This is a genomic window from Aeromonas sp. Prich7-2, from assembly GCF_017939255.1.
Classification (GTDB): Bacteria; Pseudomonadota; Gammaproteobacteria; order Enterobacterales; family Aeromonadaceae; genus Aeromonas; species Aeromonas caviae.
This window is the reverse complement of sequence record NZ_JAGKRI010000005.1, coordinates 100,904-124,711: the sequence shown is the minus strand read 5'-3', so window position 1 is coordinate 124,711 and position 23,808 is coordinate 100,904. Positions and strand designations below refer to the sequence as shown.

The 23,808-nt window shown below is 61.7% G+C and carries 24 protein-coding genes; 17 read left to right on the top strand and 7 right to left on the bottom strand.

The genetic code is table 11. The features are described from left to right. Nucleotides 1-44: 44 nt before the first annotated feature. The 4 genes from J9892_RS01670 to J9892_RS01655 all read right to left on the bottom strand — a co-directional run bounded on the left by J9892_RS01670 (nt 45) and on the right by J9892_RS01655 (nt 3,421). Nucleotides 45-1,832: an EAL domain-containing protein gene (locus tag J9892_RS01670; protein WP_029314774.1), complete on the bottom strand. Its 1,788-nt coding sequence runs from the start codon at nt 1,830-1,832 to the stop codon at nt 45-47. Between the two features lie 106 nt (nt 1,833-1,938). Next, the gene (locus tag J9892_RS01665; RefSeq protein WP_010675401.1) at nt 1,939-2,307 is read right to left on the bottom strand and encodes a hypothetical protein; all 369 of its coding nucleotides are present in this window, start codon (nt 2,305-2,307) and stop codon (nt 1,939-1,941) included. Between the two features lie 7 nt (nt 2,308-2,314). Further along, nucleotides 2,315-2,983, bottom strand: coding sequence for a molecular chaperone TorD (torD, locus tag J9892_RS01660; RefSeq protein WP_010675400.1), 669 nt, complete (start codon nt 2,981-2,983; stop codon nt 2,315-2,317). A 150-nt stretch (nt 2,984-3,133) separates the two neighbouring features. Then, a complete protein-coding gene (locus J9892_RS01655; RefSeq protein WP_010675399.1) occupies nt 3,134-3,421 on the bottom strand; it encodes a hypothetical protein in 288 nt (95 codons plus the stop codon). A gap of 341 nt (nt 3,422-3,762) precedes the next feature. Between J9892_RS01655 and glyA the strand changes: the two genes are divergently transcribed. The 14 genes from glyA (at nt 3,763) to J9892_RS01585 (ending at nt 18,002) form a co-directional block, all read left to right on the top strand. Further along, nucleotides 3,763-5,016 (top strand): serine hydroxymethyltransferase, encoded by a 1,254-nt coding sequence (gene glyA / locus J9892_RS01650; protein ID WP_010675397.1) that lies wholly within the window; start codon nt 3,763-3,765, stop codon nt 5,014-5,016. Between the two features lie 87 nt (nt 5,017-5,103). Beyond that, a complete protein-coding gene (locus tag J9892_RS01645; RefSeq protein ID WP_010675396.1) occupies nt 5,104-5,538 on the top strand; it encodes a hypothetical protein in 435 nt (144 codons plus the stop codon). A gap of 134 nt (nt 5,539-5,672) precedes the next feature. After that, on the top strand, nt 5,673-6,122 hold the full coding sequence (gene nrdR, locus J9892_RS01640; RefSeq protein WP_010675395.1) for a transcriptional regulator NrdR: 450 nt from the start codon (nt 5,673-5,675) through the stop codon (nt 6,120-6,122). A gap of 277 nt (nt 6,123-6,399) precedes the next feature. Continuing rightward, nucleotides 6,400-7,509 carry a bifunctional diaminohydroxyphosphoribosylaminopyrimidine deaminase/5-amino-6-(5-phosphoribosylamino)uracil reductase RibD gene (gene ribD / locus J9892_RS01635; protein WP_010675394.1) on the top strand — a complete coding sequence of 370 codons (1,110 nt, stop codon included), beginning with the start codon at nt 6,400-6,402 and terminating at the stop codon, nt 7,507-7,509. A gap of 55 nt (nt 7,510-7,564) precedes the next feature. After that, a complete protein-coding gene (locus J9892_RS01630) occupies nt 7,565-8,218 on the top strand; it encodes a riboflavin synthase (RefSeq protein WP_010675393.1) in 654 nt (217 codons plus the stop codon). A 137-nt stretch (nt 8,219-8,355) separates the two neighbouring features. Beyond that, nucleotides 8,356-9,465 (top strand): bifunctional 3,4-dihydroxy-2-butanone-4-phosphate synthase/GTP cyclohydrolase II, encoded by a 1,110-nt coding sequence (gene ribBA, locus J9892_RS01625; RefSeq protein ID WP_010675392.1) that lies wholly within the window; start codon nt 8,356-8,358, stop codon nt 9,463-9,465. 133 nt (nt 9,466-9,598) lie between these two features. After that, on the top strand, nt 9,599-10,069 hold the full coding sequence (gene ribE / locus J9892_RS01620) for a 6,7-dimethyl-8-ribityllumazine synthase (protein WP_010675391.1): 471 nt from the start codon (nt 9,599-9,601) through the stop codon (nt 10,067-10,069). 14 nt (nt 10,070-10,083) lie between these two features. Then, nucleotides 10,084-10,497 (top strand): transcription antitermination factor NusB, encoded by a 414-nt coding sequence (gene nusB / locus J9892_RS01615; protein ID WP_010675390.1) that lies wholly within the window; start codon nt 10,084-10,086, stop codon nt 10,495-10,497. Between the two features lie 57 nt (nt 10,498-10,554). After that, nucleotides 10,555-11,514, top strand: a complete 960-nt coding sequence (thiL, locus tag J9892_RS01610) for a thiamine-phosphate kinase (protein ID WP_109112126.1) — start codon at nt 10,555-10,557, stop codon at nt 11,512-11,514. Continuing rightward, a complete protein-coding gene (locus tag J9892_RS01605; protein WP_109112127.1) occupies nt 11,511-11,999 on the top strand; it encodes a phosphatidylglycerophosphatase A in 489 nt (162 codons plus the stop codon). The genes thiL and J9892_RS01605 overlap by 4 nt, the downstream gene beginning before the upstream one ends. A 647-nt stretch (nt 12,000-12,646) precedes the next feature. Continuing rightward, nucleotides 12,647-14,371 carry an ABC transporter ATP-binding protein gene (locus J9892_RS01600; RefSeq protein ID WP_010675387.1) on the top strand — a complete coding sequence of 575 codons (1,725 nt, stop codon included), beginning with the start codon at nt 12,647-12,649 and terminating at the stop codon, nt 14,369-14,371. Nucleotides 14,372-14,429: 58 nt separating this feature from the next. Beyond that, a complete protein-coding gene (locus tag J9892_RS01595) occupies nt 14,430-15,986 on the top strand; it encodes an ABC transporter substrate-binding protein (protein ID WP_161469848.1) in 1,557 nt (518 codons plus the stop codon). 96 nt (nt 15,987-16,082) lie between these two features. Next, complete coding sequence (locus J9892_RS01590; RefSeq protein ID WP_039040297.1) at nt 16,083-17,057, top strand: ABC transporter permease; 975 nt, start codon at nt 16,083-16,085, stop codon at nt 17,055-17,057. A 3-nt stretch (nt 17,058-17,060) separates the two neighbouring features. Continuing rightward, entirely contained in the window at nt 17,061-18,002 is a 942-nt protein-coding gene (locus J9892_RS01585) for an ABC transporter permease (protein WP_029314771.1), read from the top strand. Nucleotides 18,003-18,232: 230 nt separating this feature from the next. Here J9892_RS01585 and dxs read toward each other — a convergent pair whose 3' ends face one another. Genes dxs through xseB form a run of 3 tightly spaced genes read right to left on the bottom strand, consistent with a single transcriptional unit; the run spans nt 18,233 to nt 21,262 of the window. Further along, complete coding sequence (gene dxs / locus J9892_RS01580; protein ID WP_161469849.1) at nt 18,233-20,098, bottom strand: 1-deoxy-D-xylulose-5-phosphate synthase; 1,866 nt, start codon at nt 20,096-20,098, stop codon at nt 18,233-18,235. 21 nt (nt 20,099-20,119) lie between these two features. Next, nucleotides 20,120-21,010 carry a (2E,6E)-farnesyl diphosphate synthase gene (ispA, locus tag J9892_RS01575; protein ID WP_041215676.1) on the bottom strand — a complete coding sequence of 297 codons (891 nt, stop codon included), beginning with the start codon at nt 21,008-21,010 and terminating at the stop codon, nt 20,120-20,122. After that, entirely contained in the window at nt 21,011-21,262 is a 252-nt protein-coding gene (gene xseB, locus J9892_RS01570; protein ID WP_010675381.1) for an exodeoxyribonuclease VII small subunit, read from the bottom strand. It abuts the gene before it with no gap. A gap of 234 nt (nt 21,263-21,496) precedes the next feature. On the opposite strand from xseB, the gene pomA reads away from it, so the two are divergent. The 3 genes from pomA to greA all read left to right on the top strand — a co-directional run bounded on the left by pomA (nt 21,497) and on the right by greA (nt 23,781). Next, nucleotides 21,497-22,255: a flagellar motor protein PomA gene (gene pomA, locus J9892_RS01565; protein ID WP_029314770.1), complete on the top strand. Its 759-nt coding sequence runs from the start codon at nt 21,497-21,499 to the stop codon at nt 22,253-22,255. 10 nt (nt 22,256-22,265) lie between these two features. After that, the gene (locus tag J9892_RS01560; protein WP_042878323.1) at nt 22,266-23,159 is read left to right on the top strand and encodes a flagellar motor protein MotB; all 894 of its coding nucleotides are present in this window, start codon (nt 22,266-22,268) and stop codon (nt 23,157-23,159) included. Nucleotides 23,160-23,304: 145 nt separating this feature from the next. Beyond that, nucleotides 23,305-23,781 (top strand): transcription elongation factor GreA, encoded by a 477-nt coding sequence (gene greA, locus J9892_RS01555; protein ID WP_010675378.1) that lies wholly within the window; start codon nt 23,305-23,307, stop codon nt 23,779-23,781. Nucleotides 23,782-23,808 lie beyond the last annotated feature (27 nt).

The following is a 23,808-nucleotide window of genomic DNA, read 5'->3' as shown; positions in this document are numbered from 1 at the left end:
GCCATGGGCTCCCTTCTTTGCTTGCGTGGTGGCGCGGCCAAGGCTCAATGGCGGAGGGGGAGCAGGGGAGGCAGGCTGGGTTCTGGCAGGGGATGGCTGAACAGGTTGCCCTGTCCCTCTTCGCAACGCAGGGATTGCAGGAACTTGCGCTGGGGCTGGGTTTCTATCCCTTCCGCCGTGACGGCCATGCCGAGGGAGCTGGCCAGCTGGACTATGGTACGGCACAGCTCGCGGCTGTGCTTGTCGTCGGGCAACGCCTGGACGAAGGCCCTGTCTATCTTGATGCGATCGATGGGCAGGCTCCTGAGCAGGCTCAGGGAGGAGAAACCGGTGCCGAAGTCGTCGATGGCGATCTGTACCCCCAGCGCCTTGAGGCGGGTGAAGAGCCGCAGACTGTGATCCACGCTCTGGATGATGCTCTCGGTCACCTCGATCTCCAGCCGTTCGGCAGGAAAACCGGTCTCGGCCAGAATGGCTGTCACCCGCTCCACGTAGTCGTGGGAGCGCATCTCCCTGACCGACACATTGACCGAGAGCCGGGGCACGGCGAGCCCTTCTGCCAGCCACTGCTGACCTTGCCGGCAGGCGGTGCGCATCACCCATTCGCCCAGTGGTTCGATGAGACCGCACTCCTCTGCCACCGGAATGAAACGGTCCGGGGATATCATGCCAAGGCTGGGATGCTGCCAGCGGATCAGGGCCTCCAGGCCGCTGAGATGACCATCCGCCAGATCCGTCATGGGTTGGTAGAGCAGGCGAAACTCTTGCTGCTCAATGGCCTTGAGCAGTCCCTGCTCCAGCAGCATCCGCTCCCTGGTCTGTGCCGTCATGTCGGGGGAGTGGAACAGATAGCCGTTGCGGCCACGGCGCTTGGCTTCATGCATGGCGTTGTCCGCCGCGCTGATAAGGCTGTCCGGGGTCTGGCCATGCTCCGGATAGAGGGAGACGCCGATGCTGGCGGAGAGCCTCACCCGCTCCTGGCCGATGTCGGCGGGATCGTGCAGCCTGCGTTGCAACCCCTCGATGAGACCCAGCAGATCCTGGGTGTCTCTGATGGCGGGCAGCAACACCAGAAATTCGTCTGCCCCCAGCCGGATGGCGATGTCTCCGGGGCGCAGGCAGTGGCGAATGCGGTCTGCCGACAGCTTGAGCAGCAGATCGCCGGCACTGTGCCCCAGGTTGTCGTTGATGAGCTTGAAGCCGTCGAGATCGATGAACAGCAGCGCCAGGACGTGGTGGTTCACCCTGGCCGTCTCTATCTCCAGGGTGAGGCGCTCTTGCAGCAGATGGCGATTGCCGAGATCGGTGAGGGGATCGTAATAGGAGAGGTGCTGCAAGCGGGCTTCGGCCTGATAGAGACGCAGTGCATGAAGGTGGGTCATCTCCTGCAGGCCGGGTGACACGGGCGCGTCGAGGTGGGGGCCTGTCTGTGCGGACTCCCTCATCACGAGGACGATGCCGCTGAAGGTGCCGTCCTCATCCAGCACGGAGCTGACGCTCACTTGCCAGCGTGCGGGGGAGGCCGCGCGGGAGAGACCGACCATTTCCACCTCAAATGTGCATCGGGGGGGACCTTGCCGCAGTTGCTGAAACAGCGGGAGCAGCTGGGGAGTCTGGGCAGGGACAATGTCGAACAGCATCTTGCCCGGGTGCTCTGCCCGTGCGAGGCCGGTCAGTTCGGCAAAGCGTCCGTTGACGTCGCGACACCTGAATTCGTGATCGAAGACCCCAATCCCGACGGGCGCCTGGGCGAACAGCTGTTGCAACTCGTGGGGAGAGAGCGGGCCTGACAAATGCCGTGTCGGAACCGATTCGGGTAGCACTTTTTCCATGGAGGCTCCTGAATTGATTGCTTTGTCATTTGGACGACTGTGTCAGTATGGCAGGAAGTGTCAGGAGAGAAAGAAAGTGTGAGAAGGGTGTGAAATCAACGAGATGTCAGCCTTTCTGGCGGCCAAACGCCTGGATCCCGCGAACAAATACCAGCCAGCCCACCAGATGAAACGGCAACGCCATGGCGTAGAGCACCAGCCAGTGGCTCTCGGTGCCGCTGCTGTTGATGAAATCTGTCCAGGCGGCGAGCAGGGCCAGCATGCCCGCTATCTGGAAGCGGCGACGCAGCACCACTTCCACCCCGAGATTGGCGAGGTAGAGGGTCAGCAGGATGCCGGCAAAGCCGGTGAGCTGGGCGGTGCTGTAGAGCGCGCGGTCCGGGTTGAACAGCAGCGTCACGAGGGGAGTGAGACCCTGATCCAGCGGGATCAGGGCCAGCAGCCAGCATGCGATAAGAAGCAGGGCTGTCTTCATGCCGGGCTCAGTCGGCGGACGGTGCCGGTTTGACCAGGGAGAGGTAGTTGGCGTCCATCTTGAGGAACACCCCCAGCAGGCGGGCACTGGCACCGTAGAAGCCAAACGTGTCGGCGGCCCGGCAGGCCTGCTCGAAGCGCTCGAACCAGCCCAGCAGGTGGCCGTGCAGCAGGGACTCCTGCTCGCCAAGCCACGCCTCGCGCTGGTCGGCGGTGGTCGACTCGGCGGCGCGGATGATGAGGCTGCCCATCAGATCCAGCTCGATGGCCAGATGATCGGCAGGCTCATTGTATTTGTCGCTGACGTTGATGCCGAGGCGATCGAGGCGTGCCTGCATCTCGGTCATGGGGGCCTGCATCAGCTGCTTGCCTTCGCCCCGGTAGAGGGATTCGTAGGGCAGGGCACCCTGCTCGGGAGCGCTCAGGAACAGGCCGGCGAAGTCGGCGGCCAGGGCCGTCTGGCGCTCGGGGCGCACCAGCAATCGGGCGATGGCGTCGTTGAGCTCAGCCACGGCTTCGCGCATGGGATCGAGAGTGGAGAGGCTCTTCAAGAAGCTGCGCACGTCATAGGTGTCGTATTCAGCGATCTGTGCATCACTGAGTTCGGCAGCAAACAGGGTGGAAAACCACCAGTAAAGCTCGGCCCGGCGTTCGCTGGTCGCCATGAATTCCTGCATTTTTCCTCCGTGGATGACAATCGGGAGCCTTGATGGCCCCCGATTCTAACGACTTTAAAAATAAAGGAAACTCATGGGGCCTTTTGGCCGGATAGCGCCAGGCGAGGGGGTCGCATTCGCGGGATCACCGTGGGCGACGAGGAGGCCGACCTACTCCTCGACGCGATAGAGCACCTGCTTGCAACGGGGGCAGATGTGCTGGCGGCGGTAATCCATCTGGTGCACCAGGCCGACCTCCCGCTGCTGATGATGACCGCAATGGATGCAGAAAATGAGATCCCCGTCGGCGGCGCCGGGATGGGCCGCCAGGTACTGCTCCCGTGTGGGAAGTGTCTCCCAGTTGGCGGTGCAGGCACCCTTGCGGCTGGCGGTGTAGTAGACCCAGTAGAAGAGAGCGAAGACCGCGACAATCACGAACAGCATCAGATGATCCATCATGGCGTTTCCCCTTGTGTTCCGGGATGGCAGGGAGCGACACCCGCTCGTGCAGATGTCCCATGGCCTAAAGATGTTATCTGTTAGTAAATGCTATATCCATGATCTGGCTCTGGTTTTCATCGCCTTGCCCGGGAAGCGGGGACGATGGCTGGAGCCGGATTGCTGGTGTGGGGAGGCCGGGGGGATGAGCGAAGCCAGGGGGCGGGATTCGAAATTTGCGACGTATTTTACATTTTATAAACAATTTTTTGGGTGGTTGGACTGTCTCTTTGATCCAGCTCACGTTACAATGCGCGGGCCCACTTCACCTATCGCGCAAACGATTTTCAGGAGATAAACGGATGTTGAAACGTGACATGACCATCGCCGGCTATGATCCAGAGCTGTGGCAGGCCATCACAGACGAGACCCGTCGTCAGGAAGAGCACATCGAGCTGATTGCGTCCGAGAACTACACCAGCCCCCGCGTCATGGAAGCCCAGGGCTCCCAGTTGACCAACAAGTACGCCGAAGGCTACCCGGCCAAGCGTTACTACGGCGGTTGCGAGTATGTGGATGTGGTTGAAACCCTGGCCATCGAGCGCGCCAAAGAGCTGTTCGGTGCCACCTACGCCAACGTGCAGCCGCACTCCGGCTCTCAGGCCAACAGCGCCGTCTACATGGCCCTGCTGCAACCGGGCGACACCGTGCTCGGCATGAACCTGGCCCACGGCGGTCACCTGACCCACGGCTCCCCCGTCAACTTCTCCGGCAAGCTGTACAACATCATCCCCTACGGCATCGACGAGTCCGGCAAGATCGACTACGACGAGATGGAGCGCCTGGCCGTTGAGCACAAGCCGAAGATGATGATCGGCGGCTTCTCCGCCTACTCCGGCATCGTCGACTGGGCCCGCATGCGCGAAATCGCCGACAAGATCGGTGCTTACCTGTTCGTGGACATGGCCCACGTGGCCGGTCTGATTGCCGCCGGCGTCTACCCGAACCCGGTGCCCCACGCTCACGTGGTCACCTCCACCACCCACAAGACCCTGGCCGGTCCGCGCGGTGGTCTGATCCTCTCCGCCGCCGACGACGAAGATCTGTACAAGAAGCTGAACTCCGCCGTCTTCCCGGGTGGTCAGGGCGGCCCGCTGATGCACGTCATCGCCGGCAAGGCCGTGGCCTTCAAGGAAGCGCTGGAGCCCGAGTTCAAGACCTACCAGGCCCAGGTCGTGAAGAACGCCAAGGCCATGGCGGCGACCTTTATCGAGCGCGGCTACAAGATCGTCTCCGGCGGTACCGACAACCATCTGATGCTGGTTGACCTGATCGGTCGCGAGCTGACCGGCAAAGATGCTGACGCAGCCCTCGGCAAAGCCAACATCACCGTCAACAAGAACTCCGTACCGAACGACCCGCGTTCCCCGTTCGTGACCTCCGGCGTGCGTATCGGCACCCCGGCCATTACCCGCCGCGGCTTCAAGGAAGCCGAGTCCATTCAGTTGGCCAACTGGATCTGCGACGTGCTGGACAGCCACGACAATGAAGAAGTGCTGGCGACTGTGCGCGAGAAGGTGCTGGACATCTGCCGCCGCTTCCCGGTCTACGCATAATCAGCCTGACCTTCAGGTTGAAGACCAATGCCACCCTCGGGTGGCATTGTTTTTTGCAGCGTCTGGCAAGATGAGACAGAGGTGATCATGTGCGATGACATGGAAGAGGACGTGCTGGAGGCGTCACTGCGGCAGACGGTTCGCGCCCTGTACCACTTTCGCGCCAGCGAACAGGGACTGCTGGCCTGGGATGTGCGCCGCTTGATCCGGCTGAGCCGCAACCTGCCGGTGCAGGCGGTGGCACTCGGCGAGATTGCCGAGCTTGACCGCGACCACTGGTACGGCCATGGCGACGCCACGCCCACGGTGCGCAGCGTGGTGGCGCATTGCCAGCTCATGATGGCGGCGGATCTCGCCTATCCCATCCTGCTGGACAGCGCCGGTCGGGTGATGGATGGCATGCACCGGGTGGGCAAGGCGCTGATGCTGGGTCACAGCCATGTGGCTGCTCGCCGGTTCGCGGCGGATCCTGCCCCCGATTACCAGGATTGCGACCCCGAGGCGTTGCCCTATGACGACTGAGTCCTGCCCGAAGGTCTGGCTGGTTGTCCCTTGTTTTCATGGGCTTTTACCGGTTCTGGATGGCCGTGTTACACTGGCCGGCCTAGCGCCAGCCCCCGGGGCCCGCGCCCATTTTCATCCACGCCGGAGGTCAGATGCATTGCCCTTTCTGTAGTGCCGTTGATACCAAGGTGATCGATTCCCGTCTGGTGGCCGAGGGCCATCAGGTGCGCCGCCGTCGCGAATGCCTGCTCTGTCACGAGCGTTTTACCACCTTCGAAATGGCCGAACTGGTCATGCCCCGCGTCATCAAGTCCAACGGCTCCCGCGAGCCCTTCAACGAAGACAAACTGCGGGCCGGCATTCTGCGGGCGCTGGAGAAGCGGCCGGTGAGCATGGAGGCCATCGAGAAGGCGGTCAACCACATCAAGTCCCGCCTGCGGGCCACCGGTGAGCGGGAGGTGGCCTCCCAATTGGTGGGCAATCTGGTGATGGATGAGCTCAAGAGCCTGGACAAGGTGGCCTACATCCGCTTTGCCTCCGTCTACCGCAGCTTTGAAGACATTCGCGAATTCGGGGAAGAGATCGCCAAGCTGGAGAAGTAACGCCGGCCTGCGGCTCCCTATGTGAATAAGAGAGGGCCTGCCGTTGCGGCAGCGCCAGTTGTCACACCAGTGAGACATCTAGATAGCGCATCGTTGCACTGGTGAAAAAGTATGAGGGCGTGCGGCCGCATCCTGCGATGTGTGTGCCCGTCGCCATGGCGTCAGATGCCATGGCCGATCTGCCCGAGAAGGCGTGCGGCAAGCGCGTACACCCTATTTTCTTGTCCCATCGGATGGCCGTGCCACCGGGGACAGGTTGCTGGACACAGGAGCCCGGATGTTTAGTCAAGACGATTACCAATGGATGAGCCGGGCCCTCGAACTGGCCCGGCGCGGCCGTTACACCACGGCCCCCAACCCCTGCGTCGGCGCCGTGCTGGTGAAGGCCGGCGTGGTGGTGGGGGAGGGCTGGCACAAGCGGGCCGGTGAGCCCCATGCCGAGGTCTATGCTCTGCACGCGGCAGGGGAAGAGGCCCGCGGTGCCACCGCCTATGTGACCCTGGAGCCCTGCTCCCATCATGGTCGCACGCCGCCCTGCGCCGAGGCGCTCATCAAGGCCGGGGTGACCCGGGTGGTCGCCGCCATGGTGGATCCCAATCCCCAGGTGGGCGGGCGTGGCCTGCGGATGCTCTCTGAGGCGGGGATCAAGACCGATTTCGGCCTGCTGGCCGCAGAAGCCGAGGCCCTCAATCCCGGTTTCTTCAAGCGGATGCGCACCGCGTTTCCGCTGGTGACGGTCAAGCTGGGGGCGAGCCTGGATGGTCGCACCGCCATGGCGAGTGGCGAGAGCCAGTGGATCACCTCTGCGGAGGCGCGCCGGGACGTGCAGCGGCTGCGGGCCCGTCACGATGCGGTCCTCTCCAGCGCCGAGACCGTGCTGGCAGATGGCGCCTCCCTCACCGTGCGCTGGGACGAGCTGCCCCCCTCGGTCAAGGCGGTCTATCCCAAAGAGACCCTGCGCCAGCCACTGCGGGTCATCGTGGATTCGCAAAACCGGCTCACCCCGGATCTGCCCCTGTTCCAGAGCGAGAGCCCGGTATTGCTGGCCCGCCACAAGGCATCCGGTGAGTGGCCCGCCTGGGTGCAGCAGCTGGAGGTGCCGCTGCTGGATGGCAAGCTGGATCTGGTCAGCCTCTTCATGCTGCTGGCCAAACAGAACGTCAACTCGGTACTGGTGGAGGCGGGGCCGCGGCTGTGCGGCGCCCTGCTGGAGAAGGGGCTGGTGGACGAGCTGGTGCTCTATCAGGCGCCCAAACTGATGGGGGATGAGGGGCGCGGCCTGTTCCATCTGCCGGGGCTGACCCGGCTGTTCCAGGCTCCCAAACTCAACCTCAAGGATGTGCGCATGCTTGGCCAGGATATTCGCATCACTGCGAAAATAGCCTGATTTTTCAATGTTCACGGGGGCATCCATCGCCCCCGTCATCAGCAAGGTGATCTGCATGTTTACCGGAATTATCGAAGCGGTGGGAACCCTGGCCGAGCTGCGTCGCCAGGGGGAGGACATGGCCCTCACCGTGCACGCGCCGACCCTGGGCTTCAGTGACGTCAAGCTGGGCGACTCCATCGCCACCAACGGCGTCTGTCTCACCGTGGTGGCGCTTGGGGATCACAGCTACACCGCCGACGTCTCCCTGGAAACCCTCTCCCGCACCGGTTTTTCTGCCGCCAAGGTGGGGGATCCGGTCAACCTCGAGAAGGCGTTGATGCCCACCTCCCGCCTCGGCGGCCACCTGGTCTCCGGCCACGTGGACGGTATCGGCGAGGTGAAGAGCAAATCGTCCAGCGGCCGCGCCATCGAATACTGGATCAAGGCGCCGGGGGAACTCTCCCGCTACATCGCCGAGAAGGGGTCGATTGCGGTGGATGGCATCAGCCTCACCGTCAACGCCGTGCAGGGGGATCTGTTCCGGCTGACCATCGTGCCCCACACCGCCCAGGAGACCACCATCGCCCGCTGGAAACCCGGCTACCGGGTCAATCTCGAGGTGGACCAGATAGCCCGCTATCTGGAGCGGCTGATGACGGGCAAGCGCGAGCAGAGCAGTGCTTCTACCCTGACCCTGGAGAAGCTGGCCCAGTCCGGATTCTTGTGAGCCGTTTTGACGGGAAAACGCGGTTCTGTGATCCCGCGCGGATTGAAACGGGGCCGCGTGCCCCCATCTAGAGCACAATACGCAGTATCAAGTCGAGCCGACTGGCTCAATCCCCAAGCATGTTGATGGAGTAGCCCATGGCGCTGAGCACGACCCAGGAAATCATTGCCGATATCAAGGCTGGCAAGATGGTGATCCTGATGGATGACGAAGACAGGGAGAACGAAGGGGACCTGATCATGGCCGCCTCCTGTGTCCGCCCGGAAGACATCAACTTCATGGCGCGCTACGGTCGTGGCCTCATCTGCCTGACCCTGACCCGGGATCGCTGCAAGCAGCTGGCGCTGCCGCTGATGGTCGATCGCAACAATGCCCAGTTCTCCACCGCCTTCACCGTCTCCATCGAGGCGGCGGAAGGGGTGACCACCGGCATCTCCGCCGCCGACCGCGCCGTCACCGTGCAGGCCGCGGTGGCGCCCCATGCCAAGGCCGCCGATCTGGTGCAGCCCGGCCACATCTTCCCGCTGATGGCGCAGGATGGCGGTGTGCTGACCCGCGCCGGCCACACCGAAGCGGGCTGCGATCTGGCCCGGCTGGCCGGCTTCGAGCCTGCCTCCGTCATCGTCGAGATCCTCAACGAAGACGGCACCATGGCCCGGCGCCCGGATCTCGAGATCTTCGCCGAGGAGCACGGCATCAAGCTCGGCACCATTGCCGACCTTATCGAATACCGCAACCAGCACGAGACCACGGTAGAGAAGGTGGCCGAGTGCAAGTTGCCCACCGAATACGGCGAGTTCGACCTCGTCACCTTCCGCGACACCATCGACAACCAGGTGCACTTCGCCCTGAAGAAAGGGGACGTGAAGGCCGACCAGCCGACCCTGGTACGGGTGCACCTGCACGACGTGCTGAGCGATCTGCTGCTCACCGACCGCCACAGCGCCCGCAGCTGGCCGCTGCCCAAATCCATGGCCCGCATCGCCGACGAGGGCGGGGTGCTGGTGATCCTGGGGGCGGAAGCCCATGGCGCCGAGCTGCTGGCCAGGGTCAAGGGTTTTGAAGCCGCCGACAAGGGGCTGGCACCGGAAGGGGCCAAGTGGCAGGGCACCTCGCGCCGGGTCGGCGTCGGCTCCCAGATCCTCAAGGCGCTGGGGGTCGGCAAGATGCGCTTGTTGAGCTCCCCCAAGAAGTACCATGCCCTCGGTGGCTTTGGTCTGGAAGTGGTGGAGTACGTCGGCGAGTAAGCGCTGCGTACGGTTGAATTCATCACCATGGCCGCCCGTTGCGGCCATGGTTTTTTGTCGCGGCTCTGTTGTGCTAGAATGCGTGCACTTTTGAGCCCGGCCCCTAATTGATTGCACAGAGACAGGATTTCCAATGAAGATTATCGAAGGAAATATCGCCGCTCCCGAGGCGCGTGTTGCTATTGTCGTTGCCCGTTTCAACAGCTTCATCAATGACAGCCTGGTGAACGGCGCGCTGGACGTGCTGAAGCGTCAAGGTCAGGTCCAGGAGAGCAATCTGACCCTGGTGCGCGTACCGGGGGCCGTCGAAATTCCCCTGGCGGCCAAGAAGCTGGCCAAGAGCGGTCAATACGACGCCATCGTCGCACTCGGCACCGTCATCCGCGGCGGTACCTACCACTTCGAACTGGTAGCGAGCGAGAACGGCAAGGGTCTGGCCCAGGTAATGATGGAATACGACATTCCCGTTGCCTTCGGCGTGCTGACCACCGAAAACATTGAACAAGCCATCGAACGCGCCGGTACCAAGGCGGGTAACAAGGGTGCAGAGGCTGCACTGAGCGCGCTCGAAATGATCAACGTCCTGAAACAACTGGACGTGTAACGAGGAGAAATGCATTGAAACCGTCCGAGCGCCGTAAGGCCCGCCATTGCGCCACCCAGGCCATCTACCAGTGGCAGATGACCCAGGCCAACGTGGGCGACATCGAAGAGCAGTTCAAGATCGATCAGGACACCAAGGGTGTGGACCTGAACTATTTCCGCGATCTGCTGTTCGGGGTAGCGGTCCACTGCAACGAGCTGGACAAGGTGTTCGCGCCTTTCCTCTCCCGTCCGCTGGAAGAAGTGGACATGGTGGACAAGGCGATCCTGCGTCTGGCGACCTACGAGCTGACCCGTCGTGAAGATGTGCCGCCGCGCGTGGTGATCAACGAAGCGATCGAGCTGGCCAAAGCCTTCGCCGCCGATGACAGCCACAAGTTTGTCAACGGCGTCCTGGACAAGGTGATCAAGACGCTGCCCAAGCGCTGATCCTGCTGTCCGTCAGCAATTAAGAGAGGAGCCAGCTTATTGCTGGCTTTTTACTGTATGGGTGAATTTGAGCTGATTGAGAAGTACTTCAAGGTCCCCCACGCCCGCAAGGACGTGGTGATGGGCCCTGGAGATGACTGTGCCCTGCTGACCCTGCCCCCCGACGCCCAGTTGGCGGTGAGCACGGACACCCTGGTGAGCGGCGTGCACTTCTTCCCCGACATGGATCCGGTGGATCTCGGCTACAAGGCGTTGGCGGTCAATCTCTCCGATCTGGCCGCCATGGGTGCCGAGCCGCGCTGGGTCTCCCTGGCCCTGACCCTGCCCGCCATCAACGAGCGTTGGGTCGCCGGTTTCGCCGAAGGGTTCCTCGAGCTCGCCGAGTACTACAACGTGGCGCTGGTGGGGGGAGACATGACCCGCGGGCCCCTCTCCATCACCGTCTCGGTGAAAGGATCGGTCCCGGCAGGTCGCGCCCTGATGCGCAGCGGCGCCAAGGCCGGTGACGGGGTCTACGTGACCGGCACCCTGGGGGATGCCGCCCTGGCGCTCTCCCACCTGCTGGGCAAGCGCACCCTCAACGAGAACCAGCTGGCGGCCGTGCTGCCGCGCCTCGACCATCCCCATCCCCGCATCCTGGCCGGTCAGGCCCTGCGCGGGCTGGCCAGCAGCGCCCTGGATCTCTCAGACGGCCTGGCTTCGGATCTCGGCCACATCCTCAAGGCGTCCGGCGTGCGGGCCCAGATCGATCTCAACCTGCTGCCCCTCTCCCCCGTGTTGCAGGATGCGGTGCCGGCCATGGATGCCTGGCAGCTGGCTCTGGCCGGGGGCGACGACTACGAGCTCTGCTTCACCGTGCCCCAGGAGCATCACGGTGCCCTGGACACGGCGCTGGCCAATTGTGGCGTGAAGTTCACCCGCATCGGTCGCATCCTGGTCGGGGAGCCTGGCATCGACTACCTGCAGGACGAACAACCCGTCGAACTGCACCTCAAGGGCTGGGATCACTTCGCATGATGTCTTTCAAGATAAAGCCCGAACTGACGCGGCTGAACCTTAAAAACCCGCTCCACTTTCTGGCGGTGGGGTTTGGCTCCGGCCTCTCCCCCAAGGCGCCGGGCACCATGGGGACCCTGGCAGCCATCCCGCTCTATCTGTTGGTGAGCGGGCTGTCGACCTCCTGGTTCATCGCCCTGCTGGTGGTGGGTTTCGTGGCGGGCATCCGCATCTGCCAGAGCGCCACCGACGCCATCGGGATGCCGGATCACGGGGCTATCGTCTGGGACGAGGTCATCGGATTCGGGGTCACCATGATTGCGGCCCCGGCCGGCTGGGAGTGGGTGCTGGCGGGTTTCGTGCTGTTTCGCCTGTTCGACGTGCTCAAGCCCTGGCCCATCTCCTGGTTCGATCGCCGCATTCACGGCGGGCTTGGCATCATGCTGGACGATCTCATCGCCGGCCTGTTCGCCCTGGCCTGCATGCAACTGCTTGCCCACTGGTGAGGGGAGGCGGCTCCCGAACGCCCGTCTCGTTGTTTTTTCACTCCTCTCCTCTTGCAAAGAGGTCGGATATACCGCACACGCAGGCCCTGAGGGGCCTGCGTTTTTTTGTATGCAATCCCTCCCGGCTTGCCGTGCCGGCGGGCCTGTGGCCCAGGTTGATCCTTCTGCATTGTCCCTATTTAGCTCTGCCTATTTTTCCTTACTCCGGATATGCTGCCGTCAAAAAATCATTTCACATAAATATTCACTACTCATTCGAAGCTCGCCAGCATAATGCTGATAGTGAATAAGATGGTTTGTTGCTATTTTGTTGAAACATAATTGGTTGATGGTCTCGCATTGCCAGCGTAATCTCTGGTAATGTGACTTTTATCGACATTTTAACCCCAGGGTGTCGGCATTCTCTGGGCAAAGTATTGCGAAATTGTATAACTGGATCATTTACACCCGCGGGCAAACCGACTAACTTACTCGCGGGTTATTCCAAAAAAATGCAAAAAACCCGCCCGGATCGCTGGTTTGGCTGCCTCATGGATTGAGCGTTAATTACACAACAACGGCTCTCGAGCAGTACCAAGGCACAACCAGCATCTGCGGCTGATTTACGGACGAATTATTTGGGACGGATGTCCCCCGCAGAGGTAACCATGTCCTTGCTTGAAGTCAAAAACTTGCGGATCGAGTACCCCTCCCGCTACGGGGTGCTTGCCGCGGTCAAGGATCTCTCTTTTTCTGTTGAAAAGGGCGAGATCGTCGGCGTCGTCGGTGAGTCCGGCGCTGGCAAATCCACCATCGGCAACGCCGTCATCGATCTGTTGAGCCCGCCCGGTCGCATCGCCCGTGGCGATATCTACCTGAACGGCGAGCTCATCTCCGGCAAGAGCCAGAACGAGATGCGGGCCATTCGCGGCTCGCGCATCGGTTTCATCTTCCAGGATCCCATGACCTCCCTCAATCCGCTGTTCACCGTGGAGCAGCAGCTGGTGGAGACCATCCTCGCCAACACCGACCTGTCCCGCGAGGCGGCCTTTGCCAAGGCCCTCGAGCTGATGGGGGCGGTGGGGATCCCGAACCCGGACGTGCGCATCAAGCAGTATCCTCACCAGTTCTCCGGTGGCATGCGCCAGCGGGTGGTGATCGCCATCGCCCTCTCCGGGGATCCCGAGCTCATCATCGCCGATGAGCCGACCACGGCGCTGGACGTCTCCATCCAGGATCAGATCCTCCAGCTCATCCGCAACCTGTGCAAAGAGCGCCAGGTAGGCTGCATGCTGGTGACCCATGACATGGGGGTGGTCTCCAACGTCACCGACAAGGTGGCGGTGATGTACCGCGGCGATCTGGTGGAGTTCGGCACCACGGAACAGGTGCTGGGCCGCCCCAATCACCCCTATACCCGCAGCCTCATCTCGGCGGTGCCCCGCTCGGATGTGAAGCTGGTGCGCTTCCCCCTGGTCTCCTATATCGAGGATGCCGGTGCGGCGGATACCAGCATCGATCTCAAAACCCACTGGCTCGGCCAGAGTCAGGACGAGCGCACCTATGAAGGCGCGCTGTTGCGGGTGGAGAACGTGGATCTGAAGTTCGTCACCAAGGATTCCATCTTCCCGAGCCGCCGCCAGTACGTGCGCGCCTGCAACAACATCAGCTTCGAGATCTTCGAGGGTGAGACTTTCGGTCTGGTGGGGGAGTCGGGCTCCGGTAAATCCACCATCGCCCGTGCCATCACCGGGCTCTATCCGCCCGACACCGGCAAGATTGTCTTCGAGGGGATCGATCTCACCGCCCTGAAAGGGGAGCACGAGCGTCGCCCCCTGCGCCGCCAGATGCAGATGGTGTTCCAGAACCCGTACTCTTCGATGAACCCGCGCATGAAGGTGCGTGACATCATCGCCGAGCCGATCCGCTTCCACCGCCTCGCCGAGAGCGAGCGGCAGATAGAGCAGATCGTCGGGGACCTGCTGGATCATGTGGGCCTGGGCCGCGGCGCCGGGGTCAAGTATCCCCACGAATTCTCCGGTGGTCAGCGCCAGCGCATCTCCATTGCCCGCGCCCTGGCGACCCGCCCGCGCTTCCTCATCTGCGACGAGCCCACCTCGGCGCTGGATGTCTCGGTGCAGGCCCAGATCCTCAACCTGCTCAAAGACTTGCAACAGGAGCTTGGGCTCACCATGCTGTTCATCAGTCACGATCTGCCGGTCATCCGCCAGATGTGCGACCGCATCGGTGTGATGCAGCACGGTCATCTGGTGGAAGTGGCCGAGACCGAGAAACTGTTCACCAATGCCGAGCATGAGTACAGCCGCAAGCTGATCTCCCTTATGCCGGAATTCAAGGGAATGTCCCGCGAGGGGCTGGAAATCGCAAGCTAGGAAAGCACCGGTTCGCCGGTTTGTCTGTCAATAAAAAGCCAAAAGCATGGAGAAAGACATGAAGAAAGGATTATCCAAGATCGCCATGGCGCTGTTCGCCGCTGGTCTCGCGTTCAACGTTTCTGCTGCCGACATCAAGGTCGCCGTCGCGTCCGACGCCACCTCTCTGGACCCGCAGGAGCAGCTCTCCGGTCAGACCCTGGAGATGTCTCACCTGGTGTTCGACCCCCTGATGCGTTACACCCAGGATCTGCAGTTCGAGCCGCGTCTGGCCGAGAAGTATGAGCGCATCGACGACAAGACCGTCCGTTTCCACCTGCGCAAGGGTGTGAAGTTCCACTCCGGCAACGACTTCACCGCCGATGACGTGGTATGGACCGTCAACCGTCTGAAGGCCTCCCCGGACTTCAAGGCGATCTTCGACCCCATCGCCGAAGCCAAGAAGGTGGATGATTTCACCGTGGATCTCGTCACCGCCAAGCCGTTCCCGCTGGTGCTGCAGACCGTCACCTACATCTTCCCGATGGACTCCAAGTTCTATAGCGGCAAGACCGAGGCGGGCAAGGACAAGGCCGAGATCGTGAAGAACGGTGACTCCTTCGCCTCCACCAATGTCTCCGGTACCGGTCCGTTCAGCGTCAAGTTCCGCGAGCAGGGCGTGAAGCTGGAATACGTGCGCAACGCCAACTACTGGGACAAGGCCTCCAAGGGCAACGTCGACAACCTGACCGTGGTACCGATCAAGGAAGACGCCACCCGTGTTGCAGCCCTGCTGGGCGGCGACGTGGACATGATCTACCCGGTTGCCCCGAACGATCTGGAGCGCGTGAAGAACGGCAAGGATTCCCAGCTGGTCACCCTGTCCGGTACCCGTGCCATCATCATCGAGCTGAACCAGAACACCAACCCGGCGCTGAAAGACAAGCGCGTGCGTCAGGCGATCAACTACGCCATCAACCAGGTGGGCATCGTCGACAAGATCAACAAGGGCTTCGGTACCCCGGCCGGCCAGCTGAGCCCGAAAGGCTACGCAGGCTACAACGAGGCGCTCAAGCCCCAGTATGATCTGGCCAAGGCCAAGGAGCTGATGAAGGAAGCCGGTTACGAGAAGGGCTTCAAGATGAGCTTCATCTCCCCGGCTGCCCGCTACGTCAACGACGTCAAGATTGCCCAGGCCGTCTCCGCCATGCTGTCCAAGATCAACATCAAGGTGGATCTGAAGACCATGCCGGTGGCCCAGTACTGGCCGGAGTTTGACAAGTGCGCCGCTGACATGCAGCTGATCGGCTGGCACTCCGACACCGAAGACAGTGCGAACTTCTTCGAGTTCCTGACCTTCACCAAGGATGCCAAGACCGGCATGGGTCAGTACAACTGCGGCGGTTATGCCAACGCGGAAGCTGACAAGATGGTGATGGAAGCCAACACCGAGACCGATCCTGCCAAGCGTGCCGCCATCCTGCAGAAGGTGGAAGCCATGCTGATCGACGACGCTGCCTATGTGCCGCTGCACTGGGAAGACCTGGCCTACGGTGCCAAGAAGAACGTCGACATCAAGCCGGTGGTCAACGTGATGAACTTCCCTTATCTGGGTGACCTGGTGGTCAACAAGTAAGCGAAGCGTTTAAGGAAGGACCCGGCGGGGCACCCATGGTTGCCCCGCCATTAACAGAAGCCTGTGCCAAGACACAGGCCACGTAGAAGGACAAGCATGTTTACATTCCTGCTGAAACGGTTCTATCAGGCCGTGATAGTGATGTTCGTCATCAGCCTGGTCGCCTTCTCCATCCAGGACAACCTGGGGGATCCGCTGCGCGAGCTGGTGGGACAATCCGTCTCCGAGTCCGTGCGCCAGGAGCTGCGCGACAAGATGGGACTCAATGATCCCTTCCTCGTGAAATACAGCCGCTTCTTGAAGAACGCGGTACACGGGGATCTGGGCACTTCCTATTTCTTCAAGCGACCAGCCCTCGAGGTTATCCTCGACAAGCTGGTGGCTACCCTTGAGCTGGTGTTTGCCGCCGCGCTCATCATCGTCGTGGTCTCCATTCCGCTGGGGGTTTATTCGGCGATAAGACCGCGCAGCATCCTCACCAAGGTCATCATGGCGGTGAGCAGCATCGGCATCTCGATCCCGGTCTTCCTGACCGCCATCATGCTGATGTACCTCTTCTCCATCCAGCTGGGCTGGCTGCCGGCCTATGGCCGTGGCGAGACCTACAACCTGCTGGGCTGGGAGTCGGGCTTCTTTACCTGGGACGGTATCCTGCACCTGGTGCTGCCTGCGGTCTCCCTCTCCTCCATCATGCTGCCGCTGTTCATCCGGCTGGTGCGCTCGGAGATGCTGGAGCAGCTCTCCTCCGAGTACGTCAAGTTTGCCCGTGCCAAGGGGCTGGACAACAACAAGGTCTACTACCAGCACGCCCTGAAGAACACCATGCTGCCGGTCATCACGGTGGGCGGTGTGCAGATCGGGACCATGGTGGCCTACACCATCCTGACCGAGAGCGTGTTCCAGTGGCCGGGGACCGGCTTCCTCTTCCTTGAGGCGATCCACCGGGTCGATACGCCGCTGATCACCGCCTACGTCATCTTCGTCGGCCTCATTTTCGTGGTGACCAATACCCTGGTCGACCTGCTCTACGGGTTGATCAACCCGACCGTCAACCTGACCGCCAAGGGGTAACAGATGACTAATGCTGTAACTGCAAGCCCAAGCCGTTGGGCACGCTTCAAAAATTCCGACATCGTCTACTACTTCCTGCGGGACAAGGTAGCCATGTTCAGCTTTGCGGTGTTTGTGGTCTTCGTGCTGGCGGCCCTGCTGGCACCCTGGATCGCACCGCACAACGTCTATGACCAGACCAGCTTCGATCTGATGGATGCGGAGCTGCCCCCCTCCTGGCTGGAAGGGGGCGAGGCCCGCTTCTGGCTCGGGACCGACAACCAGGGGCGCGACATCTGGAGCACCATCCTCTATGGTGCCCGCATCTCGCTGACCATTGGTCTGTTCGCGGTGGGGCTGCAGCTGGTGCTCGGTATCGTCATCGGTCTGATGGCCGGTTACTTTGGTGGTCGCATCGACAACCTGTTGATGCGCTTTGCCGACGTGCAGCTGTCGTTCTCCACCATGATGGTGGCGATCATCATCTCCGCCATCTTCCAGGCGACCTTTGGCTCCGAGTTCTACTCGAAGTTCGCCATCCTGATGCTGGTGGTGATCATCGGTATCGCCGAGTGGCCCCAGTATGCCCGGACGGTGCGCGCCTCCGTGCTGGCGGAGAAGAAGAAGGAGTATGTGGAAGCGGCTCAGGTGATGGGGTTCCGCGCCCCGCGCATCATGTTCCGCCACATTCTGCCGAACTGCCTGTCGCCCATCCTGGTCATCTCTACCGTGCAGGTGGCGAACGCCATCATGAGCGAGGCTGCCCTCTCCTTCCTGGGTCTGGGGATGCCGGTTGATCAACCGTCCCTGGGGTCGCTCATCAGCGTGGGCTTCAACTACATCTTCTCCGGGTCCTGGTGGATCACCGCCTTCCCGGGCCTCTGCCTGGTGGTGCTGGTGCTGGTGATCAACCTGCTGGGTGACTGGCTGCGGGATGTGTTCAACCCGAAGATCTACAAGGGCTGATAAACCTCTCCACGAACTGGCTGCGAGGCCGTGATCAAGGTTCATGTGTTGCTCGCTTATGTAGAACCAAGGAGTGCTCACTTATGTCTCGGTTCCTGAGCGGCTTGTAACCTTGTTGACGGCCTTCTCGCGACAGGGCGTGAGCAGGGTTGGTCTGGCACAGTGAATAACAAAAAAGGGCGCCATCAGGCGCCCTTATTTATTGTTTGTGATTGCAGTAAGCACTTGCGTCAGGCTTGCAGCCAGGCCTCGATGCTGGCCTGAATGCCAGCGCCATCCAGCCCCAGCTGGGCATAGATCTCCTCCTGGGTGCCTTGCTCCACGAAGCGATCCGGCAGCCCCAGATTGAGCACCGGTTTGCACTGCTTGCAGCCCATCAGCAACTCGTTCACCGCAGAGCCTGCACCGCCCATGATGGCGTTGTCCTCGAGGGTGACGAACTGATCGTGGGAGGCGGCCAGAGAGAGCACCAGCGCCTCGTCCATGGGTTTGACGAAGCGCATGTCCACCAGGGTGGCATCCAGCGCCTCGGCGGCTGCTCTGGCCTGTTGCAGCAGGGTGCCGAACGCCAGGATGGCGGTCCCCTTGCCCTCGCGAACGACGCGTCCCTTGCCGAGGGGCAGGGCCTGCATCTCGCTCTCGGCCTGGATACCGGTGCCGCTGCCACGGGGGTAGCGCACCGCCACTGGCCCGTTGCACAGATAGCCGGTGTAGAGCATCTGGCGGCACTCGTTCTCGTCGGACGGGGTCATCACCACCATGTTGGGCACGGTGCGCAGGAAGCTGATGTCGAACGCCCCCTGATGGGTCGGGCCGTCGGCCCCCACCAGACCGGCCCGGTCGATGGCGAAGAGCACCGGCAGGTTCTGCAGCGCCACGTCGTGGATCAGCTGGTCATAGGCCCGTTGCAGGAAGCTCGAATAGATGGCGACCACGGGTTTCTGGTCGGCGATGGCGAGACCGGCGGCGAAGGTGACCGCATGTTGCTCGGCGATGGCCACGTCGAAGTAGCGATCCGGATATTGCTGGCTGAATTTCACCAGACCGGAGCCTTCGCGCATGGCGGGAGTGATGCCGACCACGCGCTCGTCCTTGGCGGCGATATCGCACAGCCACTGACCGAAGATGGCGGAGAAGGTGGGTTTGCCACCGGCACTCTTGGGCAGGGCACAGTCATCCGGGTTGAATTTGGGGACGGCGTGATAGCCGATGGGATCTTTTTCCGCCGGCTCGTAGCCCTTGCCCTTCTTGGTCTTGACGTGCAGCAGCTGGGGACCCTTGAGATTGCGCATGTTGCGCAGGGTTTCGACCAGGGCATGGATGTCGTGACCGTCGATGGGGCCGATGTAGTTGAAGCCGAACTCCTCGAACAAGGTACCCGGTACCACCATGCCCTTGAGGTGCTCCTCGGCCCGCTTGGCGAGCTCCTTGACCGGCGGCAGCCCCGCCAGCACCTTCTTGCCCCCCTCGCGAATGGTGGTGTAGAGCTTGCCGGACATCAGCCTGGCGAGGTGATTGTTCAGGGCCCCCACGTTCTCGGAGATGGACATCTCGTTGTCGTTGAGCACCACCAGCATGTCCTTGTGGACGTCGCCGGCGTGATTGAGGGCCTCGAAGGCCATGCCGGCGGTGATGGCGCCATCACCGATGACCGCGACCACCTTGCGGCCAAGCCCTTCGCTCTCGGCCGCCACCGCCATGCCGAGTGCCGCCCCGATGGAGGTACTGGAGTGGCCCACGCTGAGCACGTCGTACTCGCTCTCTTCCCGCCAGGGGAAGGGGTGCAGGCCATCTTTCTGGCGAATGGTGTGAATGCGCTCCCGTCGTCCGGTCAGGATCTTGTGGGGATAGGCCTGGTGGCCTACGTCCCACACCAGCCGATCGAAGGGGGTGTTGTAGACATAGTGCAGGGCGACCGTCAGCTCGACGGTGCCAAGGCCGGAGGCGAAGTGGCCGCTGGAGCGGCTCACCGAGCGCAGCAGATACTCGCGCAGCTCGTTGCACACCACGGGCAGCCGCTCGAAGGGGAGGGATCGCAAATCGACCGGCGTGTCCGCGAGGGCCAGGTTGGGGAAATCGCTAATATCAACGCTCATATTGTTACTGTTATCCAGCGTTTAGTGGGTTCGCTCGATGATGTAATCGGCAAACGCTTCCAGAATGTCGGTATTGTAGGGCAAGGATTGCAGGGCTGTTAAGGCCTTGTCATGCAGTTCGCGAGCCAGCTCACGGGCATTGTCGAGTCCGAGCAGGGCCGGATAGGTACTCTTTTCCAGCGCCAGATCCGAGCCTTGCGGCTTGCCCAGGGTGGCGGTATCGCCCGTGATGTCGAGGATGTCGTCCTGCACCTGGAAGGCGAGTCCGATGGCGGCGGCATAGGTTTGCAGGGCGGTGAGGGTGGCGGGTTCCACGTCAGCCTTGCACAGGGCGCCGAGGGTCACGGCGCACTCGATGAGGGCCCCTGTCTTGTGGCGGTGCACCTGCTCCAGCTCGGCGAGGCTGATCCGGCGCCCTTCGGCGTCCAGATCCAGTGCCTGACCGCCGCACATGCCTAGATAGCCGGACGCGCGGGCCAGGGCACTCAGCATCCGCACCCGGTTGGCCATCAATGTATCGGGCATGGGGTGGTCGGCCAGAATGGAAAACGCCAGGGTCTGCAGGGCATCGCCCGCCAGGATGGCTGTGCCTTCATCGAAGGCCTTGTGTACGGTGGGCTGACCACGACGCAGGTCGTCGTCATCCATGGCGGGCAGGTCGTCGTGCAGGAGGGAGTATGCGTGAATGCACTCCACGGCGGCGGCGGGGCCATCCAGCAGTTCGCTCTTGACGCCCAGCATCTCGCCGACGGCATAGACCAGGAAGGGGCGCACCCGTTTCCCACCGAGCAGCAGGCCGTATTTCATCGCGTCCCGCAGACGTGGCGCCATGGCGGGCAGGGCGTCAAGCTGTGCCGAGAGGCAGTCGTCGATGCGGCGCCGATGCAGGCGGGAGAAATCGTCCAGGGTCACTCACTCCTCTCCTTGTTCTGCTCGAAAGGGGACCGCTTGCTCGCTGCCATCGGCCTGGGTCAGGAGGATCTGGATCTTCTGCTCGGCCTGTTCCAGCTTCTGCTGGCCGGCGCGCACCAGATGGATGCCCTGTTCGAATTGTTTGAGTGCCTCCTCGAGGGGGAGCGAGCCCTGTTCGAGTTGATGCACTATGGTTTCCAGCTCTTCCAGGGTGGCATCAAAACTCAGACGGTCGATTTTTTTACTGGCCATGTCCATCCTCGGGGATTGAAAAAAACGGCTCATCTTAACATCGACCGGCCACAGGGGGGAGGCAGAAAAACGCGGCGTCCTCAAACTATCCTGACCATGGCCGATAAGAACGGGCATGCAACCACGCATTGCCGATCGGCGATTGCGGTGTACCGGGCTTGCTGCCGGGGGCGCAATAGCAGAAAATTCAACGCAATATAATTAGACGGCACGTTCGGCGACAGGAGTAGGGATGTGGATTTAGGGAGTCTGATAGGCTTAGTGCTGGGGTTCGGGGTCGTGGTGTACGGCATGTTGCTGGGCGGCCCCATGAGCATGTATGTGGACATGCCATCGGTCTACATCACCATACTGGGGTCCGTGTTCATCTGCATGATGAAGTTCAACCTCGGTCAGTTTCTGATGGCCTTCAAGGTCGCGGGCAAGGCCTTCATGTACAAGGGGGACAAGCTCGACGATCTCATCACCAAGGCGGTGGAACTGGCGGATGCGGCCCGCAAGGGGGGCTTTCTGGCTCTGGAGGCGGCGGAGATCCCCAATACCTTCATGAAGAAGGGCATCGACATGCTGGTGGACGGCCATGATGCCGACGTGGTGCGTGCGGTGATGGAGAAGGACATCGAACTGACGTCCGAGCGTCACGCCACGGCCATCAAGGTGTTCCGCTCCCTGGGGGATCTCGGTCCGGCCATGGGCATGATCGGTACCCTGGTGGGGTTGGTGGCCATGCTGGCCAACATGAGCGACCCCAAATCCATCGGTCCGGCCATGGCGGTGGCCTTGCTGACGACCCTGTATGGCGCAATCGAGGCCAACATGATTGCCATCCCCATCGCGGACAAGCTGGAACTGCGCAGTGGCGAGGAACAGTTGAGTCGCACCCTGATCCTCGACGCCATCATGGGGATCCAGGATGGACAGAACCCGAGGGTGATCCAGGCCATGTTGCAGAACTACCTGAATCAGTCCAAACGCAACAACGGGACCGAATAGGAGCGCACAGATGGCAAAGTGCAAGTGCCCGCCTCCCGGATTGCCCGGTTACATGGGAACCTTCGCGGATCTCATGTCTCTGCTGATGTGCTTCTTCGTGCTTTTGCTCTCCTTTGCCGAGATGGATGTGCAGAAGTTCAAGCAGATCGCCGGTTCCATGGAGAAGGCGTTCGGGGTGCAGAACATCCTGGAGGTCAAGGATATCCCCAAGGGAACCTCGGTCATCGCCCAGGAGTTTCGTCCTGGTCGCCCCGAGCCGACGCCTATTGACACCATCATGCAGCAGACCATCGACATGACCCAGACCGAGCTGGATTTCCAGCCTGGGGATGCGGACAAGGCGGGTGGACATGACAAGACCGAAGGCCAGCAGAGCGGTGGCGATACCGCCCAGGAGGCCCAGAAGGCGCAGGAACAGTCCAACACCCTGGCCAAGGCACTGGCGGAGCAGATGCAGGCCCAGATCCAGGATGGGGCCATCGAGATAGAGGCGCTGGGTCAGCAGATCATCATTCGCATTCGCGAGAAAGCGGCGTTCCCGGCGGGATCCGCCTTCCTGCAACCCCAGTTCTGGCCGGTGATCCGCAAGGTGGCTGCGCTGCTCAAGGATGTGCCGGGGGAGATCACCGTCTCCGGCCACACCGACAATGTGGCCACCGAGGACGAGTTGTTCCAGTCCAACTGGGAGCTTTCGTCCCAGCGGGCGGTGGCGGTTGCCCACCAGATGATCAAGGTGCCCGGTTTTGACGGCAATCGTCTGGTGGTGCAAGGGATGGCGGATTCCCAGCCGCTGGTGCCCAACAACAGCCCGGAGAATCGGCGCATGAATCGACGTGTCGAGATCGCCATCATGCAGGGCAAACCGACGGTGTCGGCTCCGCTTGGCGTCTCGGAATCCAAGTAACGCTGGCCCAAAGCGGGATCCCGCTCGCAGGGGCTGACATGGATTTTGTGGCGGCTTCATATTAAGATGCCCCATCCGAACCGACAGCTGCGGCTCTCTTTTGATTGCCGCAGCTTCTCTTTATAAAGCAACCCAGGTTTCGACTATGAATCATACTCCGATGACTGTTCGCGGCGCTGAAAAGCTGCGTCAAGAGCTCGATTATCTCAAGACCGAGCTGCGTCCCCAGATTATCGAAGCGATTGCTGATGCCCGTGAACATGGCGATCTGAAAGAAAATGCCGAATACCATGCCGCCCGCGAGCAGCAGGGTTTCTGTGAAGGCCGCATTCAGGAAATTGAAGGCAAGCTCTCCAATGCCCAGATTATCGATGTCACCAAGATTGCCAACAATGGCCGCGTCATCTTCGGCGCAACCGTGACCCTGCTCAAAAGTGAAACGGAAGAGGAAGTGGTCTACCGCATCGTGGGAGACGACGAGGCGGACATCAAGCAGAACATGATCTCTGTGAACTCCCCCATTGCCCGTGCCCTGATCGGCAAGGAAGTGGATGACGTTGCCATCGTCAAGACGCCGGGTGGCGATGTGGAGTACGAGATCCTGGAAGTTGCCTATCTCTGATTGAACGTCGGGGAAAGAGACAGGGGA

What these genes read in the sequence shown, in the direction of transcription:
- J9892_RS01670 (WP_029314774.1), bottom strand. Translation starts at nt 1,832, where the DNA reads ATGGAAAAAGTGCTACCCGAATCGGTTCCGACACGGCATTTGTCAGGC.
- glyA (WP_010675397.1), top strand. Translation starts at nt 3,763, where the DNA reads ATGTTGAAACGTGACATGACCATCGCCGGCTATGATCCAGAGCTGTGG.
- J9892_RS01645 (WP_010675396.1), top strand. Translation starts at nt 5,104, where the DNA reads ATGTGCGATGACATGGAAGAGGACGTGCTGGAGGCGTCACTGCGGCAG.
- J9892_RS01665 (WP_010675401.1), bottom strand. Translation starts at nt 2,307, where the DNA reads ATGAAGACAGCCCTGCTTCTTATCGCATGCTGGCTGCTGGCCCTGATC.
- J9892_RS01590 (WP_039040297.1), top strand. Translation starts at nt 16,083, where the DNA reads ATGTTTACATTCCTGCTGAAACGGTTCTATCAGGCCGTGATAGTGATG.
- J9892_RS01655 (WP_010675399.1), bottom strand. Translation starts at nt 3,421, where the DNA reads ATGATGGATCATCTGATGCTGTTCGTGATTGTCGCGGTCTTCGCTCTC.
- xseB (WP_010675381.1), bottom strand. Translation starts at nt 21,262, where the DNA reads ATGGCCAGTAAAAAAATCGACCGTCTGAGTTTTGATGCCACCCTGGAA.
- J9892_RS01605 (WP_109112127.1), top strand. Translation starts at nt 11,511, where the DNA reads ATGATGTCTTTCAAGATAAAGCCCGAACTGACGCGGCTGAACCTTAAA.
- J9892_RS01630 (WP_010675393.1), top strand. Translation starts at nt 7,565, where the DNA reads ATGTTTACCGGAATTATCGAAGCGGTGGGAACCCTGGCCGAGCTGCGT.
- dxs (WP_161469849.1), bottom strand. Translation starts at nt 20,098, where the DNA reads ATGAGCGTTGATATTAGCGATTTCCCCAACCTGGCCCTCGCGGACACG.
- nrdR (WP_010675395.1), top strand. Translation starts at nt 5,673, where the DNA reads ATGCATTGCCCTTTCTGTAGTGCCGTTGATACCAAGGTGATCGATTCC.
- torD (WP_010675400.1), bottom strand. Translation starts at nt 2,983, where the DNA reads ATGCAGGAATTCATGGCGACCAGCGAACGCCGGGCCGAGCTTTACTGG.
- J9892_RS01600 (WP_010675387.1), top strand. Translation starts at nt 12,647, where the DNA reads ATGTCCTTGCTTGAAGTCAAAAACTTGCGGATCGAGTACCCCTCCCGC.
- ribE (WP_010675391.1), top strand. Translation starts at nt 9,599, where the DNA reads ATGAAGATTATCGAAGGAAATATCGCCGCTCCCGAGGCGCGTGTTGCT.
- J9892_RS01585 (WP_029314771.1), top strand. Translation starts at nt 17,061, where the DNA reads ATGACTAATGCTGTAACTGCAAGCCCAAGCCGTTGGGCACGCTTCAAA.
- ribBA (WP_010675392.1), top strand. Translation starts at nt 8,356, where the DNA reads ATGGCGCTGAGCACGACCCAGGAAATCATTGCCGATATCAAGGCTGGC.
- J9892_RS01595 (WP_161469848.1), top strand. Translation starts at nt 14,430, where the DNA reads ATGAAGAAAGGATTATCCAAGATCGCCATGGCGCTGTTCGCCGCTGGT.
- thiL (WP_109112126.1), top strand. Translation starts at nt 10,555, where the DNA reads ATGGGTGAATTTGAGCTGATTGAGAAGTACTTCAAGGTCCCCCACGCC.
- J9892_RS01560 (WP_042878323.1), top strand. Translation starts at nt 22,266, where the DNA reads ATGGCAAAGTGCAAGTGCCCGCCTCCCGGATTGCCCGGTTACATGGGA.
- greA (WP_010675378.1), top strand. Translation starts at nt 23,305, where the DNA reads ATGAATCATACTCCGATGACTGTTCGCGGCGCTGAAAAGCTGCGTCAA.
- ribD (WP_010675394.1), top strand. Translation starts at nt 6,400, where the DNA reads ATGTTTAGTCAAGACGATTACCAATGGATGAGCCGGGCCCTCGAACTG.